General features: G+C 33.3%; 17 protein-coding genes and 2 pseudogenes. 2 read left to right on the top strand and 17 right to left on the bottom strand.

Annotated elements, in window-relative coordinates:
* Nucleotides 1-29: 29 nt before the first annotated feature.
* Nucleotides 30-971 (top strand): Rpn family recombination-promoting nuclease/putative transposase, encoded by a 942-nt coding sequence (locus AAGD42_RS05535; protein ID WP_341752555.1) that lies wholly within the window; start codon nt 30-32, stop codon nt 969-971.
* 182 nt (nt 972-1,153) lie between these two features.
* Here AAGD42_RS05535 and AAGD42_RS05530 read toward each other — a convergent pair whose 3' ends face one another.
* The 17 genes and pseudogenes from AAGD42_RS05530 to AAGD42_RS05445 form a co-directional block, all read right to left on the bottom strand.
* Nucleotides 1,154-2,788, bottom strand: a complete 1,635-nt coding sequence (locus tag AAGD42_RS05530; protein ID WP_341760788.1) for a type IV secretion system DNA-binding domain-containing protein — start codon at nt 2,786-2,788, stop codon at nt 1,154-1,156.
* Nucleotides 2,789-2,847: 59 nt separating this feature from the next.
* Entirely contained in the window at nt 2,848-3,909 is a 1,062-nt protein-coding gene (locus AAGD42_RS05525) for a YhcG family protein (RefSeq protein WP_341752554.1), read from the bottom strand.
* A 15-nt stretch (nt 3,910-3,924) separates the two neighbouring features.
* On the bottom strand, nt 3,925-5,109 hold the full coding sequence (locus tag AAGD42_RS05520; RefSeq protein ID WP_341752553.1) for a tetratricopeptide repeat protein: 1,185 nt from the start codon (nt 5,107-5,109) through the stop codon (nt 3,925-3,927).
* A 10-nt stretch (nt 5,110-5,119) separates the two neighbouring features.
* Entirely contained in the window at nt 5,120-7,840 is a 2,721-nt protein-coding gene (locus AAGD42_RS05515) for a conjugal transfer protein TraG N-terminal domain-containing protein (protein WP_341752552.1), read from the bottom strand.
* Between the two features lie 159 nt (nt 7,841-7,999).
* Nucleotides 8,000-9,339, bottom strand: a pseudogene (locus AAGD42_RS05510) (conjugal transfer protein TraH).
* Nucleotides 9,311-10,189 carry a conjugal transfer protein TraF gene (locus AAGD42_RS05505; RefSeq protein ID WP_341752551.1) on the bottom strand — a complete coding sequence of 293 codons (879 nt, stop codon included), beginning with the start codon at nt 10,187-10,189 and terminating at the stop codon, nt 9,311-9,313. The pseudogene AAGD42_RS05510 and the gene AAGD42_RS05505 overlap by 29 nt, the downstream one beginning before the upstream one ends.
* A 215-nt stretch (nt 10,190-10,404) precedes the next feature.
* Nucleotides 10,405-12,219, bottom strand: coding sequence for a conjugal transfer protein TraN (locus tag AAGD42_RS05500; protein WP_341752550.1), 1,815 nt, complete (start codon nt 12,217-12,219; stop codon nt 10,405-10,407).
* Nucleotides 12,216-12,602 (bottom strand): type-F conjugative transfer system pilin assembly protein TrbC, encoded by a 387-nt coding sequence (gene trbC / locus AAGD42_RS05495; protein WP_341752549.1) that lies wholly within the window; start codon nt 12,600-12,602, stop codon nt 12,216-12,218. The genes AAGD42_RS05500 and trbC overlap by 4 nt, the downstream gene beginning before the upstream one ends.
* A gap of 23 nt (nt 12,603-12,625) precedes the next feature.
* Nucleotides 12,626-13,597 carry a conjugal transfer pilus assembly protein TraU gene (traU, locus tag AAGD42_RS05490; protein ID WP_341752548.1) on the bottom strand — a complete coding sequence of 324 codons (972 nt, stop codon included), beginning with the start codon at nt 13,595-13,597 and terminating at the stop codon, nt 12,626-12,628.
* A 16-nt stretch (nt 13,598-13,613) separates the two neighbouring features.
* Nucleotides 13,614-14,225 (bottom strand): type-F conjugative transfer system protein TraW, encoded by a 612-nt coding sequence (gene traW, locus AAGD42_RS05485; protein ID WP_341752547.1) that lies wholly within the window; start codon nt 14,223-14,225, stop codon nt 13,614-13,616.
* A 148-nt stretch (nt 14,226-14,373) separates the two neighbouring features.
* On the bottom strand, nt 14,374-16,893 hold the full coding sequence (locus AAGD42_RS05480; RefSeq protein ID WP_341752546.1) for a TraC family protein: 2,520 nt from the start codon (nt 16,891-16,893) through the stop codon (nt 14,374-14,376).
* On the bottom strand, nt 16,883-17,158 hold the full coding sequence (locus tag AAGD42_RS05475) for a conjugal transfer protein TraV (RefSeq protein ID WP_410520927.1): 276 nt from the start codon (nt 17,156-17,158) through the stop codon (nt 16,883-16,885). The genes AAGD42_RS05480 and AAGD42_RS05475 overlap by 11 nt, the downstream gene beginning before the upstream one ends.
* Nucleotides 17,158-18,593, bottom strand: a pseudogene (locus AAGD42_RS07165) (TraB/VirB10 family protein). The gene AAGD42_RS05475 and the pseudogene AAGD42_RS07165 overlap by 1 nt, the downstream one beginning before the upstream one ends.
* A 69-nt stretch (nt 18,594-18,662) precedes the next feature.
* Nucleotides 18,663-19,022 carry a hypothetical protein gene (locus tag AAGD42_RS05460; protein WP_341752543.1) on the bottom strand — a complete coding sequence of 120 codons (360 nt, stop codon included), beginning with the start codon at nt 19,020-19,022 and terminating at the stop codon, nt 18,663-18,665.
* Nucleotides 18,991-19,452 (bottom strand): hypothetical protein, encoded by a 462-nt coding sequence (locus AAGD42_RS05455; RefSeq protein ID WP_410520926.1) that lies wholly within the window; start codon nt 19,450-19,452, stop codon nt 18,991-18,993. The genes AAGD42_RS05460 and AAGD42_RS05455 overlap by 32 nt, the downstream gene beginning before the upstream one ends.
* Nucleotides 19,449-20,006, bottom strand: a complete 558-nt coding sequence (locus AAGD42_RS05450) for a TraE/TraK family type IV conjugative transfer system protein (RefSeq protein WP_341752542.1) — start codon at nt 20,004-20,006, stop codon at nt 19,449-19,451. The genes AAGD42_RS05455 and AAGD42_RS05450 overlap by 4 nt, the downstream gene beginning before the upstream one ends.
* Nucleotides 20,006-20,314 (bottom strand): hypothetical protein, encoded by a 309-nt coding sequence (locus AAGD42_RS05445; protein ID WP_341752541.1) that lies wholly within the window; start codon nt 20,312-20,314, stop codon nt 20,006-20,008. The genes AAGD42_RS05450 and AAGD42_RS05445 overlap by 1 nt, the downstream gene beginning before the upstream one ends.
* Nucleotides 20,315-20,620: 306 nt before the next feature.
* Here AAGD42_RS05445 and AAGD42_RS05440 point away from each other — a divergent pair, with 306 nt between their 5' ends.
* On the top strand, nt 20,621-20,791 hold the full coding sequence (locus AAGD42_RS05440) for a hypothetical protein (RefSeq protein ID WP_341752540.1): 171 nt from the start codon (nt 20,621-20,623) through the stop codon (nt 20,789-20,791).
* Nucleotides 20,792-20,802 lie beyond the last annotated feature (11 nt).

Below are 20,802 nucleotides of genomic sequence, written 5' to 3'. Positions count from 1 at the left end.
AAAATAATAATAATTAACTAATTAAGAATATGTCAAATCAACTAAAACATGATGCATTATTTAAAAAGATAATGGTCAATCAAATAGCAGCTCAAGAATTTTTGGAGCATTATTTACCAGGAGAGGTTAAGGAAATAGTTGATTTAAGCAAAATAACAATAGAGAAAGAATCATTTGTTGAGGATGACCTAAAAAGAGCTCTTAGTGATTTAGTCTATTCTGTTAAGACTAAAGATAATGAGCAAGCCTTTGTTTATGTTTTGATTGAGTCGGAGATAAGACCAAAATATTGGATGGCACTTAAATTATGGAAATATATGTTGCTATTAGCTGAAAGACATAAAAAAGGTAGGAATAAAATACCGTTGATAGTACCAATGGTGTTTTATCATGGTACTAGAAGATTTAATGTGCCAAAGAATTTGTTTGAATTATTTAGCGATCCCAAACTTGCAAAGCAACTAATGTGTGAGGATTATAAGCTAATAGATTTACAAGCAATTTCTGATGATGAGATAAAGCAGAAGCAACATTTCGGTATGTTAGAATTTATGATGAAAAATGTACAGAAGCGAGATATATTGAAGTTGTGGGATGAACTTTTAACAAATTTTAAACCATATATTAGTATAGATAAGGCAACAGGATATATTTACATAAAATCATTTTTATGGTATAGTGACGCTAAGATAGAAGAAGGTAAGCAACAAGAACTAGAGAGGCTAATAGCTAGTCATTTAACTGCAACAGAGGAGAAAGATATTATGAGAACTATTGCTGATAAGTATATTGATGAGGGTATAGAAAAAGGTATAGTTCAAGGTATCCAGATCGGCGAAGCTAAAGGTAAAGCTGAAGAGAGAGTTGAAATAGCAAAAAAAATGTTAGTTCAAGGCTCTGATTTTGCCTTTATTTCTGCTGTAACTGGTCTTGACAAATCTTTTATTCAATCTCTTGCTCAGAAAAAATAATTTATTTTTAGTAATATTTTTGATAATCCAAGAAAAATCTTTATGGTTACTAATAGATTATAAAAAATAAATCCAAATTAGCCGTTTTAAGGGGGTTTATAGTGCAATTCTTTCTTTTTATGCATTTTCTACATGAAATCATTAAAACGCCCTAAAAATGTCTTAAAATAGTTTTTGACATTTTAATGAGTTTGCAAATTCATTGTTAGTTTAGTAATAGGAATATTACCAGAAAGCCTAACATAACAGGTAAGGTCTGGTAGGTTCATAATTTCAGATGGCATTACTAATAATTTCTTTCTCTCTATGTTATTCATGTTTACTCCATCCCGCATAGTGTTAGAGCCATAAGAAAGATTTTCTTGTGTTTCAATGATTTCCTGCTCACCAAGCATTAAAGCAGTTCTATGGGCTGTTTGTTGGTCACTAACTCGAAAAATAAACTTACTGCTAAATAAATCAAGCATCGAGCTACTGCCGGCAGAACCATATATTTCCTCTAGCTGATAAATATTCTGCATACCAGCAACAAAACATCCGCCATATTTACGGGCTTCAGCTAAAGCAACTGGTAAGGCAGGTATTTTTTGTAAGGTTGGTAGTTCATCTACAATAAACCACATATTGTTATTACCACTGGTATTCCTATCCATTAGAGCTTTGATAGCAATACTTATCCAAGCAGCAATTAATGAACGCAATGTTACTCTTTGATTAGGTGTGCTAGTTATAAATAACCAACCTGTTTCAAGTGGATTACTAAACCATCTTCTAATACTAAAATTACCATTAGGCTTTAAATGTTGTAAAGCAGCAATGTTTTTGCCAATAGTTGCCTGAATACCAGAAGATGTCTCAGGTGCATTATTACTTATTATACCTGCTACTGCAGTATTTTTAAAAATTCTAGCAAATTGTCTATTATCGGAATAGATAATGCTATCAATTAGCTTTTTTATATCTTTACTATCTTGATATAATTTTAATCCTTCAGCTAAGACTAGCTCAGCATTCTTAGCAAAAAAATCATCTAACCTAGGATTATAGCCGCTAAAACTACTTGCTATATTATCAAAATCAGCAATCTCATAACAATCATTCCAAGGCAGCCAATGCTCTGTGCAATCTGCAAAGGGGTTAAGTAATTTATCACAACTAGAGTCAAAAAATCTATCAACAAAGCTACCGGTCAAATCAACAATAATTGCTCTATCTTGTTGTCTTCTAATTTGTGGTAGCAATTCATTTAGCAGATTAGTTTTACCACTGCCGGTAGTTCCAGTAATTAGAATATGTTGCCTCTCACTATTTTTAACTAACGGTAGACCAGCAAATTTAATTTTTGAGGCTTTGTTATTTTGATGCAGCATTTTAGCCAACATTTTAGCTTCTACAAAATCTGCTCCTCTAATTTTATCTTTACTAATTGTTTTCTTGCCTTGGTAGATAAAGAAGCTTATGGAAACTATTACCCCAATAGTAAAGATAATTATTCCTTCTAACCAAGCTGAGTGTAATAAAAATTGCCCAATTGTCTTAATCTTTGCTCCGTGAGGTGTAATATACCAAAATTTATGGATAAATTTCTCAGCATTACGATAAACCCAAGCTTTTTGTTCTACATAATAGAATTTGATACCTATTTGATTAGCAGGATAAAAATATTGTCCTACTGCAAGTTTTAACTGAACATAACGTTCTATTATAAAATAATACAAACTAATTAAGGATAATTTCTGATATATACGCCACATTAGCCAAGTGATAGTTAGTACTAACCCAACAATAACAGCATTTATACTTCCTTGCCCAAACATTCTCAATTGATGAGCAAAGATTTGTGAGCCTCGAGTAAAGTTATTTTGATTATGCTGGTTCACGGTGTTGTATCTTTATTTTGCTCATCTCCCTCATCACCAAAATCCTTCGACAATTCCGCCTCCAATTCTTCAATGGTTGGCAGAGCAGTTTTAATATTTTCTGGCAAGTTTTCAGTTAACCTATACTCAGCAAGCCCAATTGGTTTACTCATGTCCCGCAGTGCGTATTCGGCTAGCACATTATTCTTGGACTTACATAAAATAAGCCCTATGGAAGGCTGATCGCTTTCATGTTTTATTAGATCATCTACAGCAGAGAGATAAAAGTTCATTTTGCCAGCATATTCCGGTTTAAATTCCTTATCTTTGAGCTCTAATACCACAAAACAACGTAACTTTAAATGATAAAACAAACTATCTATGAAAAAGTCCTGATTACCTACTTCTAAACGGTATTGTCTGCCTACGAATGCAAAACCATCTCCCAATTCAAGTAGAAATTTTTCTATATGATAGATTAGTGCTTTTTCAACCTCTCTCTCATGAGCTTTATCACCTATGCTTAGGAAGTCAAAAATATATGGATCTTTTAGAGTATAATGGGCTAAATCTGACTGTGGAGATGGCAGTTTATCTTTAAAATTTGTGATAGCCTGTCCTTGACGCTTATGTAAAGCAAACTCAATTTGCATAACCATTATGTTTCTTGACCAACCATATGCAATGGCATGTCTAATATAAAACAAACGAGTTTCTTTATCTGCAACCTTATCTAAAAGAGTCAAATTATGATACCAAGTTAATTGTGCAAGTACCTCTTGCACAAATGCAGAATCAGGATATTCTTCCGCAAATTGCCGCATATATTTCAGATTTCGAGTGCTAAATCCCTTCATTTCTGGAAAAGCAGATATTAAGTCACAACTAAGTTTGTCGATTACTTTTGCACCCCAACCATATTGTTGTTGGCGGTGTAAAATTTCACTACCAATATGATGATATAAGATTATTAGTTCTTTGTTAACTGATAGAGCTGCCTTATAACGGCTTGTAGCTACACGTGCTTTCAACTGTTCTAAAAACTCTTTATATTCTGTAGTGACAATATTTTGATCCATGCTACTTCCTGTAGTTTACAAATTATCTTTTAATATCTTTAATTTCTGTTCAAATTCATCTGCCATACGATTATTATCTAATTTCCTTAGACCTATAATTGTTTTTTCATATTCTTCTATAAGATTAGGTTTATATTTAACAGCCAAGTTAAAATTCGTCTTAGCTTCTTGATGTTTTCTCAAAGATACCAAAGATATACCTTTGTCTAAATAGCTTTCGGCAAAATCAGCTTTATAGTTAATAGCTAAATCATAGTTTTTAATTGCTTCTTGATGCTTTCCTAATTTTTCAAGAGTCACGCCTTTGTTATAGTATGCTTGGACATAATTAGGATCATATTTAATAGCAAGATTATAATTTTCTATCGCATCTTGGAATTTTCTCATATACATTAAAGATATTCCCTTGTTATTATAAGCTTCTACACAATTAGATTGGTATTTGATCGTTATATCACAAATTTTTATTGCCTCTTGATATTTTCCTAAATACAACAAAGATACCCCTTTATTGTTATAGGCATCTGCGTAATCTGGTTTATATTTAATAGCAAGATCATAATTTTCTATTGCTTCTTGGTGTAACCCTAAGTACATTAAAGATATACCTTTGTTATAATAAGCTTCTGGGTAATGTGGGTTATATTTAAGAGCAATATCAAAATTTTCTATCGCTTCTTGATATTTTTTTAATATGTTTAAAATATTCCCTTTATTATTATATGCATCTGCAAAATTAACTTGATATTTAATAGCTAAATCATAAAGGGTTATGGCTTCTTGATATCGTTCTAATTTTCTATAAGACACTCCTTTGTTATTATATGCTTCTGCAATATTTGGGTTATATTTAATAGCCAAATCATAATTTTTAATAGCTTCCTGGTGCTTTTCTAACTCGTTCAAAGCTAACCCTTTATTACAATACGCTTCTGCATAATCTGGTTTATGTTTAATAGCTATATCATAATTTTTGATAGCTTCTTGATATTCTCCTAGTTTAAAAAAAGACCTGCCTATGTTAAAATATTCTTCTGCTAAAATATTCGAATCTTTAATGTTATCTTGTTGTTCTTTCTCATGTTGTTGCTGTTTTGTCTTAATATCTTGATCTAATAACTTATTTGTTTCTGCAATAACAATGCTAGAAAGCATCAATGGTAAAATAGTTATAACAATTAATTTTTTGGTATTTTGCATAAATTTACCCTCAATTATTTTCATTATCCTTTTTATATCCTGGTAGCTTTATATTTCTTTGCTTAATCTTTTCTTGACTGACTCCAAGATTATCTGCTACTTGCTGAGCAGTTCTAACAATAGTAGAGTCTGGAATCTTATTAAATTCATCCTGAACCTGCTGAGTTTTATCTTTTATTTTATCAGGTAACTGATTAAGAGTTTTTATTTTTTCTCCTTCATATTCAGTTGTATTATTTATCAGCACTTGTTCTACACTCTTATCATAAATGTCATTTTTTCTATTATCAATAATAGCTTGATCATTTAATTGCTTGGTATTTTTATCAAAAGTTGATCTTAGCTCTTGTTTAGATGGAATATTGCTACTACTGTTAGAATTAAGAGTTTTAGGTACAATATTGTTAATTTTAGCTATATCTAAAGCTATTTGTTCTGCTTCTTTTTGGTGCGTACTTGCCCATTTAGCTGCCTGTTCTTTGCTGGTAACCCCAGGAATATTTTTTGCTACTATGCTATCCAGTACTGGTTCATTTAAATTACGATCAATAGTAGCAGAGTTTTGTGATACATAATTGATATTATAACTAAGTTGCTCCATATTTTGTTTAGTTTTGGCTATTTCTTGTCCAACAGATTGTTGTTCGGAGAAATTACTATTAAGATTATTACTTAGTGATTGCACATCACTATTAGATTGATTAAGTCTGCCTTCTTTACTAGCACTCTTAATTTTAGATAATGCTTCATTATAGGATTGTTGCTGATTTACTGATTTGCCTTGGTCAATTATTTTTGTCTTTTCTGATCCAACTTTAATTCCTGCACCTATTCCAATATTTCCACCTATGCTTATCTCCGTGCTACTGCTAGTTCCTTTTCTATCGCTACTAGAAGTATGTTCTGTAGCAGACTCGCTATCTGAATTCGTTTGCTGCAAGGCTAAATACTGACTATCAGTAATGCCTATAGATTTAGCTTCCTCATAACTTAATCTTTTACCTATCTCAGTTGTTAAAGATTCTCCTGTTGTTGTCAGATCACTGTACCTATCAGTTAATCCATCAAGATAGCTTTGTGAGTTGGTAAACTGACTTTGATAGCTATCTTGTAATAATTTGGAGGAGCGGTAATTATTGACCAGTGAATCTACTGCTTCAGTAAGCATTTGCTTGCCACTATCGGTGCTGGTAACTCTCATGCCTCCATCATCTATAATACCTCCTGCCATTTGTAGAGTTGGGGCTAAACTCTGCTGGGCAATTGTTCTATTGCCAATATTATAGTTATCCATAGAAATATTATTATCAGCAATGTTTGCTCCTATGCCACTTGCCACTGATATTGGGGAAAATTGGTTAGCAAGCGTGGTGGTAGCATGGACACAGCCCTTTAATACTGCCCAAGATAACATTGGTACTGATGCAGCTAACATCTGGAAGGTAGCGTAACTATGCAGGATCGTTTCAGAAAAACTTCCTTGGGATAAGATATTTAAACCAGTTAATCCACTAGAGCTAGATTTACCAGCTAAACTAATCATCCCCAAACAATGAATGATAGTAAAAAATACCGACCAACTAGCAACCCAGATTATCAATAATAACCAGGTTTTTAGGATATTAAAGCCACCCGGCAGCATTGACATTGGAAATACTATAAAGATCATGCAGGTTACAAGTGCAAAAAATACTGACTGCAATATTGGCATAATACTTGCTGCCATTTCTCCTGCTACTAAATAGCTAAATGATTGTTGAAATAATCCACGAGTAGCATTCATACTAACTAGTTGCGGATATATTCTAGCTAGCGAGAACTTTTCCCGCCAATCATCATAGGATTCACGATTAGCATTTAATAACATTGCTTGTTTCATCCACTGATGAATATCTGTTTGTTCCTTTTTGAGATATCTCAGAGTATCGCTGGTCATAGCTTTTAGTCTATGGTTTAACTGTTCTGGTCTGTCAGATTGTACCCCTATGCTAGAGGCAAATTTAGTTAGTAATCCCTCATGTAACTCTTTATTAATAGCTGCCTTGATTAATGGCGTTACTTGCCTACAAGTTTTAAAACTAATAGCAGAATTACTTGGATCTTTATAATAAATACCAAAATTATTTGGCATGTTTTGTTCTATAAAACCAATTATATCGTCTGTTTTTTGTGCTGCTCCTTTTTTGCCTAAAATATTACCGATAACATAAGGTTTCATAAAACATTGTCGTAAGAACTCTTTACTATTGGTTAAAGTTATTGGATCATCTATTTGGATATCTTTGATTTTACCTACAGCTTTAGCACCAAACATAATACCATTTTTTCTATTAGATAATCCCTCATCTGCAGGCAAAAGATGCTTTTCTAGCATCTCTGATAAAGAATAACTGATTTTCGATGCACTGGAGGCAAAAAAAGCAATCCCAATTGGAATATTATCAATTTTAACAGGAGCATTCATTGATACCTCATCTTTTAACCATATAGTAGCTTTTGGTGTAAATAAGAAGATAAAAATAAAAAAAGATGGAAAAAACCACTCCATGGCAAAAATACCAATATTGCCTTTAAAAATAGCTCTAGTTGCAGCCCAAATACCTCCCAAGGTTAAAGCAAACTTACCTACTGGCATAAAATATTCACTATCAGAAGCAAATACTCTACCTATACCATTAAATATATGCCATAATATATCTCCTCCACCAAATGTATGTATTACGTAATCCATTTTTTGTACTTCTATCTATTCTTGTTTCTAGTGCTACGTCATTGCGAGAAGCCACTTTAGTAGCGACAAAGCAATCCAAAAAAGTGAAAGAATGGGTTGCTTCGGCGGTGCTTCGCACCTTCTCGCAATGACGGTTGAATGTACATCTCTAAAAGCATACTAGCTCCTTTCCTTAGCCATTAAATGTTGTTCTATCAGTCTAGCTCTTCTATCTATCTGATTGCTACTTGTCAGCATGTTACTCCATTTCTCTTGAGCAAAAAGTTGCACACGATCCAAGGCTTTTAAATATTCCACTAAATGCTGGTCAGATACTTGCTTTGCTTTTAGTAAAGTTACTGCCTTCCTCACCTCAGAAGTGACTTCTTTTAAATGTTGCAGTAATAATGTTGCAGTAATGTATAATTAGCAATTAATTCTGATGAACTATCTAAAATAGTTATTCCTGAAATTGATTCTAAAGTAATATAATCATAAATAGGAAATGCCTCACCTATTGAGGACAAGAACATTATATCTACGTTGTTAAACTCACTATTACTTGCTAATTTGCTTTTTAGACCATCCAACTTGGTTTTTGCTTTACCTTGATAAGATTGCTCAGGTAGAATACTAATATTCCGCTGTAATGTTGGATTCAAACAACTACTATTATCACAAGCATAAATTGACGCAGATTCTCCACCTTTAAGATGTGTAATCCAACTTTTCTCATCTTTTGCCAATGAATCAAAGAAATAGACATTTTTATTTTTAACGACAATAGTACCAGTCATCGACATAATTGAACTACGCATATCTACTGGAATACCAGCTTTTTCTGCTGCTTTAATAAAGATATTATAATTATTTAGCATTAATTCCGGGTCTTTATTTTGTGCTTGTTGTAAAGCTTGTTTTTGCTCTAAGTCATTACGACATCTCTTACCAGCAGCAAAATAATCCATACCAGATTGTGCTTGCATATCTTTACAAACTGATTCACGCATGGCTGAATCTTTTGGCAGAATAGAAGCAAAAATCGCTTTAGTTATCTCGCAATCACCCTTAGCAAATTGGTTCATTTCCATCGCTAAATTCCGTAAATCTTTTAAGGAATTCTCGACTTGTGGGGCAAATGTTTTCATACCTAATGAAAATGCATACGCCTTAGCCTGCGTGCCAATATTTTTCATCAACTGTACCAATTCATCTCCTGAAATAATAGAAAAGCTGCCAAGGTAAGCATCTATGCCATTACAGCTCATAGTCAAAGATGGTGCAGTCATGCTAATTGGGTTAAACGATGTTTTGCTGGTACGCATTGATAATCCTCCTGCCGCATAATAACCAGCTGCTTGGTCTTGGTAAGAACCTGGCTTAGTAACATTAGTACTCATACCTTGAAACACATCCCCAATATTCCACGCCAAAGCAGTTGATACCTGAATCAACAATATTATGACTATAATACTAAAATATAAGCCACCACTAATAGTTAAAGTGATATTTTTTATCATTATTTTCATTTTTTACTAAATTTTGATAATGTAGATCAATAGTCACGATATGCTCAATAATCTTATCTTCCGAAATTATTCCTCTAGCTACCGGATATATTCTTTTACCACTACTATCAACCAAATATAACATTGGCACAATATTCTCGGGATTTAAAGCTCGTAATAATCCAGTATCTTTGCTAGTTTTAACATTCTGAAAATTCGTACCATTGTTAGAAACCAACAATAACTGAAAACCATATTTGCTGGCAAATTGCTTAGCAATAGGAGCAAAAGCCTGACAATAAGGACAATTGTTACTCACCTGTAAAATCAAACCCCAATCTTTGGCTAAATTGACTAATTTGTTATTATTTACCTGTTCAGTTGCCTCCTGATATAATTTTTTATGTAAACTATTACTTGGTTCGTTGTTATTTATTAAACTATGATCAATTAAAGTTGCTAATTGCCACATAGCAGCAAATTTTTGTGACTTCTCCATTATTATTTTTTGCCATTTTTGAGCCTTGATGACATTCTCTAAAGTTGGATTATCAAGTGCCTTGCGTTGAGACCTATTAAATTGCTGCTTCAGTGTTTCTATTCTTTGATCATGAGGTTCTTGTTTGACTTCCAATGATAGTTTTGACCTAGAATGTGATGGTGATTTTTGCATTTGTTCCTCATTATACCACAAAAATCCATGCGGTTCTTGCCATGGATTATTAGTAAGATTTCCTGTCTCTGTTCTGCTCATATCGGTAGCTCTTTCCTTGGTAGTAACAGCAAATGATTCTGTTTGCCAATAATTGATTAACATTAAAGTTGTTACTATGGTTATTACTCGACTTATTGTTACACACATTATTACCCACTTACCTTATGCGTGGCATTTAAAAGTCACAGGAAAAACAGCTCGGCGTCATTGCGAGGAGCTACTTTAGTAGCGACTAAGCAATCCAAAAAGTGAACAGGAATGGATTGCTTAGTCGGCTTACAGCCTCCTCGTAATGACGATTAGGAACTTATAATAATATCAAGAACCTATTCTAGTTAGTTATAATTACCCGCTTTAACCACTCAATATGATAAATTATGGTTATTATTCCTGCTATTAATCGGCATTTGCTTCTGTATTACTGGCATTTGATTATTCAACTGTTGTGGAAAACTTTTACCCATCTTATTTTTAGCTTCTATCAATAAATCAGCAAATAATTCTTCCAAATCAAACTTTGAAAAATCTATTCTTTGTAATTCACCTACGGTAAATCCACGACAATTTGGATATTCGCTTGAGCCAAAACCAATACTAAGCTGTCTTTTACCTTGCTCTTGAAAAACCCGTGCCAGCTTGGAATTAAAACAACAATAGGTGGATTTTTTAGTTAAACATTTATTAAATATTGGATCTCGCTGACTACAATAAGTGCCAACAAAATGGCATTGTCCTTTCTCTCGCTTTAAGGCAAGAGCTTTTTCGACAGCTTTGCATCGACTTAATCCCAAATCTTTCCCCCAACCTTTCATAGAAGAACAACAATTAAGGAAATTAAAAATATTCTTCCTACAACCGTTTGTTTCTCCTTTAAATACATAAATTGGATTAGTTTGCATATCTTTCTTCATCTCATTTAACATGGCTAAATAACCAACATTTGATATATCATTATTCTGCTCAATTGTTGGTGTATGACAATCTCCACCAAGACAAAACATCGTGGCACCTGCCAAAGAAGAGCTTAAACTCTTCTTCTCTCCAAAACATGTGTAATTTTTTTGCCATAATAAACAGATATTACCGGTTCTTTTTAAACAATTACTATTTTCCAACTGGCATCCTTGGGATTTTAAATGTTTACAACCATCTTCTGGTTCAGAGTAACATTGATAGCTAATTTTCTCCTTCCAACATGGGCGGCTTATAATATATTTGTCAAAAAATGTCTTATTGCCACTTTCAAGACATCTTCTACTTATTTCATGGCACTCATTTTCTTCTACAACTTGTTCTGACTCCTCATTAATAACTTGCCAATATTCGCCTTTTTCTTTAAATTCTTTTATTTTTTCTCGATACTTATAATTAAGTGCCGTAGCAATAGGCGTGGTTATACTACTAAATAACATGCGGCTCTTCTTATCACTATAGCCAACTTTTACCTCACCAATATTTTCGAGTAAGATATGTTGTCGAGTTGCAATCATCGCTCTTAATTGTTGTTGTACAGTATCATCTTCTTCCTTTATTCTATGATATTCTGCTCTCCACCAATTATCTTTATCGTAATAATATTCCTTAGTTTTTAGTTCAGTCCAAGTATTATCAATATCACCCTTGCTTATCGGCATACTTCGATCTTTCCACTCTCCCCATCCTTCAAATAATCCCCATTCTACGACTAATTGCTTGATAATATCTATCTCAAACTCAACACCTTCCCTGCAGCTCTTACTAATCTTGGTTTTGCTAATTGTTTCACTGGAACTAAAGCTACTTCCTTCAGTATGTATTAACGGATCAGCTTCAATTTTCTGTGAGTTAATTAGTAAAGGATTGTTAGTGTTCAAATCATGTTGTTGCATGGCATTAATTTTTTTTATCTCCATCTGCTGCAACAGCTTACCTTCTTCACTATTATTTAACATATTTCCACCTTTATTAGTTAAATCATGATCTTGCATGTTAGTTAAGTTTGATACATTAGCATCTTTATCAAATATTACCTTATTACCAGTTTGATCAGGATTACCAATCCTTAAGCTATTTCTATATTGCTCTGCCTGATTGTAACTATTTTGCATGCCATATGCTAAAGTACAATTTAAATCTTTGATTATTGACCATAAAATAACCATAATAACTATTAACCAATTACGACAAGTTTTTCTCAATAATTTTCCTCCATGATCTCCATAGCTTTCAGTAAAGGTATATGACCTGTTAATTTTTTGATCAATCCCTGACCATCATCAACTATTATTGCTGGTACAGAAGTAATTTGATATTGCTCAAACAAATTTGGTTCAATGTTGAAACTAATACCAAGTTTATCAACCTTTGATTTAGTTTCAAAAAATGAATTATCTTTTAATCCTCGCATTACTAAAATAGCCCCTATTTTTTGTGCTTCTAAATAATAACTTTTCAGCGCTTGGTCATTCATAGAGAATGATACAAAAATATAGATTTGGGATTTATAGGTTTGAGATTGTGCTACAACATTAAAATTACTTAATAATAAACCCAGTAATGTTAGTATTATAAAATGTTTCATAATACTGCCTCAAACTCCCTTAATCAAAATAAACAGCAGTCTCTACGACGCCAAATCAAGTAACCAAAATCCTCACCTTTAATGGGAAACTCTTTGCCAGCTTGCCAAGTAATTTCTGTTTCACCAATTTTCTTACAAGAAACTACTTCTGGTATTGGATAAGTCATTTGCAATCTATATTGGCTCTTTTTAATTATTGGCATTGGATATTTACCGCATAATCCTTCCTGACCATAATAACCCCACAACATTAACTGCCTATGTAACTTTGCCATGAATTTGGAGACTATCAATACTGAAGTTCCTACCCCGCCATTATGATGCCCTGTTGTTCCAGTAAATGGGTAGATTGAACCCTGACAACCAGCACACCAAAACATTCCATCATTTGATAATTGCCCAGCACTACAACTAATACAATCAGCTATACAAGCTGATTTAGCAATAATATTACCAAATATTAATGCTTCTGGATTTAATATGGCTGACTTCATATCATCTCCCCACAATGGGTCAAATTCAGTGAGGTATGCTACATCTACTGCTAACATCTCTAAACAAGCAAAATCAAGTAAGATTTCTAACCAATACATTACTGGATAAACATACCAATGGACGTGATAAAAGGCTGTACCTTCTATATCATCTCTTACCCCTCTTTGACTACTTGTTCCCAATTGAATGCCACCAAGACTAACCATACACATTGGTGATTTAGTAACATCTACTAGTCGTACTGGCTCCCAAAAACCAATTGGAATACCTGGTACTGGCACAGGGATACCTGGTCTTGGACAAAAACATACTATATTCCTTGGTGACTTTATATCAGCCATAGGACTACCAGCTATTTTTACTCCTGCTATGGTAATGGGGAACAAGCATTTCCAACAAACATCAGTGATAGGATTGACAAATCTTCCTACGCAACCAACTGTTGCATAACAATTGGTCGATGTTAAGAATAATAAAACTGTTATTAATCTTTTAGTCATTTAATTTTATATATATTCAGTTAATATTAATTTCCTTAACCCTGAGTCTTTTACCATCTTGAACTACAATTGCTGGTATTGCTTCAATCTTAAAACGTTCAATTAACATTCCCCCTTGATCAAAGTAAATATCCTGACCTAGCTTTTTACCTAATTCCATAGGACTACCATTGGTTAACACTATTATTCCTTGTTGTGATTTAGCCCAAACTACCTGACTTTGATCATCACCATCAATTAAAATTAGTGGTTCACCCCAACTTACACTATCTAATGGATTAACACTTGTGCCTGCTGGCACTATTATTCTACCATTTTGGTCTTTTATGCTGGTTCTTTGTGTAAAAGTTGGATCATAAGTCCAGCTTCTGTCCTCAGTTGCTTTATGTAATCCTAATACAGCCGCAGGTCTTGCTATTTTCTTCTTTACTTTTTCTTTAAATTCATCTTGCATTTTATCTAATAAACCCTTTTGTTTTGCTAATGTAAGTTTTGTCATAATAACCTCAAGTAGCGATTGTTCAATGATTGGAAAAGTATGACCTCTAATCCCATAATCTTTTATTATTGTTCTATTATCCTCTGCTAAACTATTAGAAGCAAGTATAGTACTAAAACCAAAACTCAAGATTAGTCTCCTTAAACTAAAACTCACAAACCTATATACTCTTTTGCTTTGAAGAATTGTTTTTTGAAAATATCAAGAACTCGCGTGTTCATGTGCTTTTTGTACGCTCCGCTCGCTAGTCTCTCATTTTCAAATCCAATTCTCCAAATCATTCGAGTAGCCCTCTCTCGGTTAAAATATCATTAATTGCCTTCGTGACACTCATTCCTTGCTGCATACGATCTTCTATTGCTTGATAGTCCCTAGCATTAGTTGAAGTCAGTAACAAGGTAAATGGATCAATTATCAGTCTAGCTATTACTCCTTGGACATTAGGGCTATAGATAGCAGCTTCACTATAATGCGGTGGATTTGAGTGAATAGATTGCAACAAATTTATCTTCCAATCCTCATCAACAAAACCTGATAGCTTAGGATTAACCCTCATTGCTTTAAAAGATTCAGGATTTTGTTTTAAGATTATTTTATGTGAAGAATTTTCAAAGGCTTTTTCTGAAGCTGATCCCTCTTGTCTAAAATAGTCGGTTAGTTGTTGAGTGGCTAGAGTAATAGAACCGTTATACTTTCTAGCAATTCTACCAGCTTCCTCAATAAACTCACCTGAACGCTTGCCTGCTAGTAATTTCCATGCCTCATCAATCATAATCAGGAATGGTCTGCTCCTATCACCTTTTACCATTGTCTGATTAATGTGAACTATCATGATTTGCACTATTACTGCTAATAACTCAGGGGCATTACGCAAATGATCAGTTTCAATTACTACTATGTCGGAATTTAGTGACAGTTTAGCTTTGCCACTAAAGAATTTACCGTGTTGCCCCTCTTTGGTAAATGGAAAGAGCATGTTACCCAATTCTTGGGCATACGATTCTTCTCGTAGCAACAGCCAGTCAGCAATATCAGTGATTTCTGCACTACTACCCTTGGCTTGCCAAACTGCAATTAAGGCTTTTTGTAGCATTGGTTGTTGCAAGTCACTAGTGCCATATTGCGGGGCTGCCATGGTCGCTAATATCGATGGAAAACTTGATAAAAAGTCAGATCGGGCTTCATTTGATCGTTCATCATCTCCTTCTGGTACTTCTGAAAATGGATTAATAGAAATTGGCTGCTTAACATCAAATTCTATATATGTTCCACCTAAAATAAGACAACTCCGCTTAAATGACCTACCATAATCAAGAACAAATACTTTACCTCCTACTCCTAAGACTGAGAGCATTAATTCCTGCATAAATACAGACTTCCCTGAACCGGGTATTCCTGCAATACAAAGGTTAAAATTCTCATTAGGAGCTGTACTCTGTGATTTTATTGTAGGTAATAAGGCAGAACCAAAAGGAGACCAATACATAATCTGACCTCGTCTACCAGTCAGTAACATACCGGGAGAACTTAAATCACCTTTCCATTCACCGACTATCGGTAGCAACACTTTACTTTCTGATGAAATAGTTTTTTTACCTCGACCAAGAGAGCTTAAGGCTACTCCTAATCCTCCTATTCTTGAGCCAAATATCTTATTAAACCTATTAGTTATGGAATATGGCATTTCCTCTACTAATTGCATTGGCATTGATGCTAGCACTACTGCTAAATGATCATATTTACAAGGAACAAAATACCAACCACTACGGCGTAACTGAGAACAAAACTGAGATGCTGATTGTTTAGCTTTCTCCTTTTCATCCCACATAATAGCATTCAGATGAATATTTACTACCCGGTCACCACTTTGTAAAGATGCTACCACACCACACATATCATCTGCTTCATGAACTAAATCAGGAAAAAACTTACCCATACCACTAGCTATATTTCTCTCTAATGCTTCACGCTTAGTGACGGCTGTGGTTTTTGCCATTGTTTGGTTTGGTAAGATTTGTAAGCCAAAATGAATTAAAAAATTTGATTTAATATATTCACCACGCCGCATCTCATTGCCTAAAAATAAATCCATAGATGATAATCTCCACTCTAGTGGTCTTTTACTGGCTTCTAAGCTAATGAATGTTTGCTGTTCATTAAGACTTACATAATCTTGTTTTTCACACAAAGAAAAGTTACTTGGCAAAATCTGCTCTGCTAATATCTCATAAGGATTTAATTCTGGTTGTTCGTTTGCAGATAAGCCAAATATTATCCGAATAAACTTTAACAATATTTTTGCATCAACATTTTCAGTTATTAGACCAATTGACTTAAAAGTATCTTGTAAACCTTCTCTTCTCCTTATCATCTCATTGATCTCAATATTGTGCTTTAAGGTAGGAATAGTAACTGAGATTAACAACACTACATCTTTTACAGTTCCGTCTTCTTGTGCTTTTTTCTGTAAAAACTCAGTTCTCTTTCTAGCTAGTTCAATAAAAATTTCACCTTTCCTATGTAATTGCCAACTAGTTAAAAAATGCTCAATATCATCAGAACCAATCATTAATACTTGCAAACTACTGCCATCCGGTAAATTTTCATCATTCTTCAGAAACTCAGCAATTTCTCCTTGAGCTTGTACATTAGTACCAACTAGTGGCCAGCCCAGTAAGACAAACCCTACTGAACCACGATTGAAGAATAGCCCAGAATCTTCGTCATATGATTCATAGACAAAATGCTTCGCTAATCTTTCTCTACTAAAATCTTGGTGTATTATCTTAGCTTTCATTGGTTATTTTCCTACTATTACCATGCTTATTACAACATCTATTTGGCTGATCCTTTTTGTTAGATTTTTCATTATTGCTATTATTAGGATCAAACATTCCCTGATCGGTCATTTTATTTATTTCATATAAAGATTTACATTTTTGTCCCTCAGGAATTGGGCAATCAAAATCACTTTTATAGGGCATTAATGCACAACCACAAATATTAATGCCTACAACGAACAGTAACAAAAAATTAACTAGCTGATTGTTAATACTACCCATCAAAAATTACCTTGCTGCTGTGATGATTGTTCTGATTGCTCCTGCAAATTATTTAGGTTATTATTTTCATATTCCTCCTGTTCATTTTCCTTGATAAAATGCTCTTGTAGTTTAGAGGGTGCTTTAGAAAAATTTTTAACCTTATTAAAATTATTATAATGCTGATTATTTGTTGTATTTTGTGAATAATCGGTAGTAGTTGGCGGTAATAATCTTATATTTTCCTCTACTTCATCTTGTTTTAAATAAAAACCTTTTATAAACACTACATCTACTACTCTACCGGAAGCCACAACAATTACTGGACTCATCGATTCAACACGTTTAATAGCAAAGTCAGCTAATCTATCTAAAGCATTACCAGTGCCAGCATATATGCCTCCTTTTAATGATTCCTTAGGCTTTAGAGCATGCTGTTGACCAGTAATCGGTGATATTGGAAACATACCACTGGTTGCCTGATTCTGAAGAAATTGAGCCATACCACTAAGAACACCATTTAACACCGCCATCCTTGCTACATCAGAGGCTCTATCTACCACCATTCCTTTTATACCAGGTCTGCCATCTTCTCCTATTAACCAACCCTTTACTGCCTTTTCAACAATATCACCATTATGATTCAGCAACGAGATAGTATTTAAGTTACACTTAGCCCTTTCTGACGAAATATCTCCTCTACAATAACCAGTTAATATTGCTTCTTTTATTTGTTCTGTCTTATTTCCTTTAGAAAAAATAGCTGTATCTACTAACCTTAGCATAATAGGCTCATCTTCTGCAGCATTGTTAGTGCCAGTTCCTACTACTGCACCAGTTAGCAAAACATCTCGTGCAAAACTGCCAGTGGTGATGTAATCCTTAACATTTTTTTTACTTGATATCCAGTTCTCTTAAGATAACCAAACCGCCTTTTTATTGGTAAATCTGCTATTATTTGTTCCTTTTGCTCATTTACTAAATCTTGTACTTGCTGATTATTATTTAAATTATTACCATCATATAATATACTATCCTCATTAGGCTTACTTTCTAATAATTCCAATTTTTGTTGAACATCATCAATTTTATTTTTAGTTTCTAAATATTTATTTTCTATTAAACTCTCTAAACGATTTTTCATATCTTTTACTTCATTTAACACTTCTTCTGTCCATCTGACTCTCGGATCTATTGCCTTCTCTATTCCGGACATCTCAGCTCGTGACTTACGATCTTTTGCAAGGCTTGCTAGATTCTCTACTTTACTTTCAGAAACACAATAAAATATTAAGATGGTTATTATTCCTATGCAGGACAAGGAAATTATAGGTTGCTTGCTAATGATATCTATCAATTCTGATAATCTTTTATTACACTCAGATGGTAGCTTACTATCAGCTAATTTACCCTCTATCTTTTCCTGTTTGTCATTTAGCTGTTGATTTTCTTTCATCATTACTTATCTTACTTCAAGACTTTACTAACTTTTTATATGCAGTTATTTATCTTACTTGATTTATGCTTAATTAATCTTCATACCACTAGAGACCCAGTCTAAATAAAAACCTAGAATAATACCAATAGAGACAATAACTCCTGCTAGCCTAATATTACCTCTTGCTACTGCCCAAATAGACGATAGGATAGTTGCTCCTGATATACCAATAGTTTTGACTTTACCGCTAGAGAGTCCACCAATCCGATCTAATTGTCCTTCCAAACTAGCTGCCAATACCATTTCCGGCAAAAAAATATAAGCACAAACTATCATCAATATTACAAAGATAATAAATTCATTAAATTTTTCAGTAGTTGACGTTTTGTACTGGTTGTTATTGATTATTTTTGTATTACTTAGTCTTAGATGCTTGTTTATGCACATCTTTCTCCTCTTTTATGTTAGTTAAATCTTGATTTAAGTCATACTTGATAAGCCTTACAGGGCTTGGGCTCTTGCTAGCAAAACGTAATATTACATCTTGCACCGTACCATTTTCACCGATCAAAGTTAAATACACCTTACTATTACCAACTTGTGGTAAAATAAATAAACAACCTGAATCATGTACTACTACTTCAGCTGCTTCCTTAGGGTAAATAAAAATATCATTAATCTTTTCTCCTTCTATATTAATCCTAGTGGGTGCATCTTTAGCTATCTGTAATTCTAACAAGGAATCATTATGTAACATGTAACCTATAGCATAAGCATTATTAAACCAAAAATTTGATAATAATAGCATTATAGAAAAGACTAGATATTGCTTAATCCTTAACTTGACCACTATATTATTTTGCTTGTTGATAGTCATATTTCTCTCTGGTTAGTTTCTTCCTTAATGCCAGTAAGTAATAATAGGTGATTAGCACCTCGCTTATAAGTTAAAAGATAAGTCTTATCAGTTGCAATATGCTTATTATCACCAAACCAATAACGAAACGTCCCTTGAATTAATACTCCATCATCAGTTACTTTTGCTTTTTTGGAGAAAAAAACAGAAGATACATTAGAACCCTTAACAAATTGTAAATGTTCTTGAAAAAATTTATCTAACTGTTCTGTACTGCTAGAGACTACTTGCATATCAGCTATCTGTCTTTCTACCTCTTCTGGTGAAGTGGTAAATAAACCTTTCATCACAAATATTGCCCATTCCTGTAAGTAAGTTTCATGATAATTTTTTGATGATACTATCATGCGACGATCTGGCTCTATGGCTGGAATTAATAACCATTTCTCTTCTTTACTAATAGCTTTAATTGTTGCAAGTAAACTAGTAACTGCCAGCAATACGGTCACTAACAATAAATGTTTGTTATATTTAACTAGTTGCTGAATTGATGCTTGTTTAAATAACTGATCCATTATTTTCCTACTATTTTACCAAGTAATATAGGGTAACGTGCAGGAGCAGGCAACCACTTCTTTGCTACTAAAAAGCTTTTTAGTAAAAAATATTCTGAAACACGCTTAAACTTCTTAAATGCATAACATAAAGCAATACCAACTATCATGCATGCTAAGCCTAGCTTAGCATTACCACTATTAAGCAATATTATACCAGGTACTACACCTACTAAAGTGATCCCCCACTCGTCTAAACTTAAGCCCATATATTTTAATGGCTTTGATAATGACCAATATAATCTTTGATTTTGATTCAAATTTTGCATAATTTTATTTAACAATCTTTATATTTTGCTAATGTTCTTTATAGCTGTAACTAACCTAATGAATTAAATGCAATATGATACGAGCTTAAAGAACAAATAACTTTAGTACAGTACTCTAACAACTGAGACACTAATAGTTTTATTGTTATTTTGCCAATGAATCATTTATACTAATGGAAGAAATTCTGCAGATAATATAAAACTGCGATAATCGGGAGACATACTGTGTTTATTGAGAAATTAATTATTGATTAATCTCTTGAGGTTTGCTAATGTTGATGAAAATCTAATAATTATAGTAATGTTATGTTTACAAGTGATATAGAGTTAAAAATGGAGTGTTTGAAACTGGCGATTCAATCCAATTGTAGTTGTGATGCGGTAGGTGTGGCAACGAATTATTATAATTTCCTCATAGGACAAAATGATAATATACCATTTGTCCTAGCTTTAACTAATAAAATGAATTTTAATTGAATTGATGGTGC

The organism is Candidatus Tisiphia endosymbiont of Dioctria linearis, from assembly GCF_964026545.1.
Classification (GTDB): domain Bacteria; phylum Pseudomonadota; class Alphaproteobacteria; order Rickettsiales; family Rickettsiaceae; genus Tisiphia.
The sequence above is the reverse complement of the archived record's forward strand: the minus strand, read 5'-3'. Positions and strand labels throughout refer to the sequence as shown.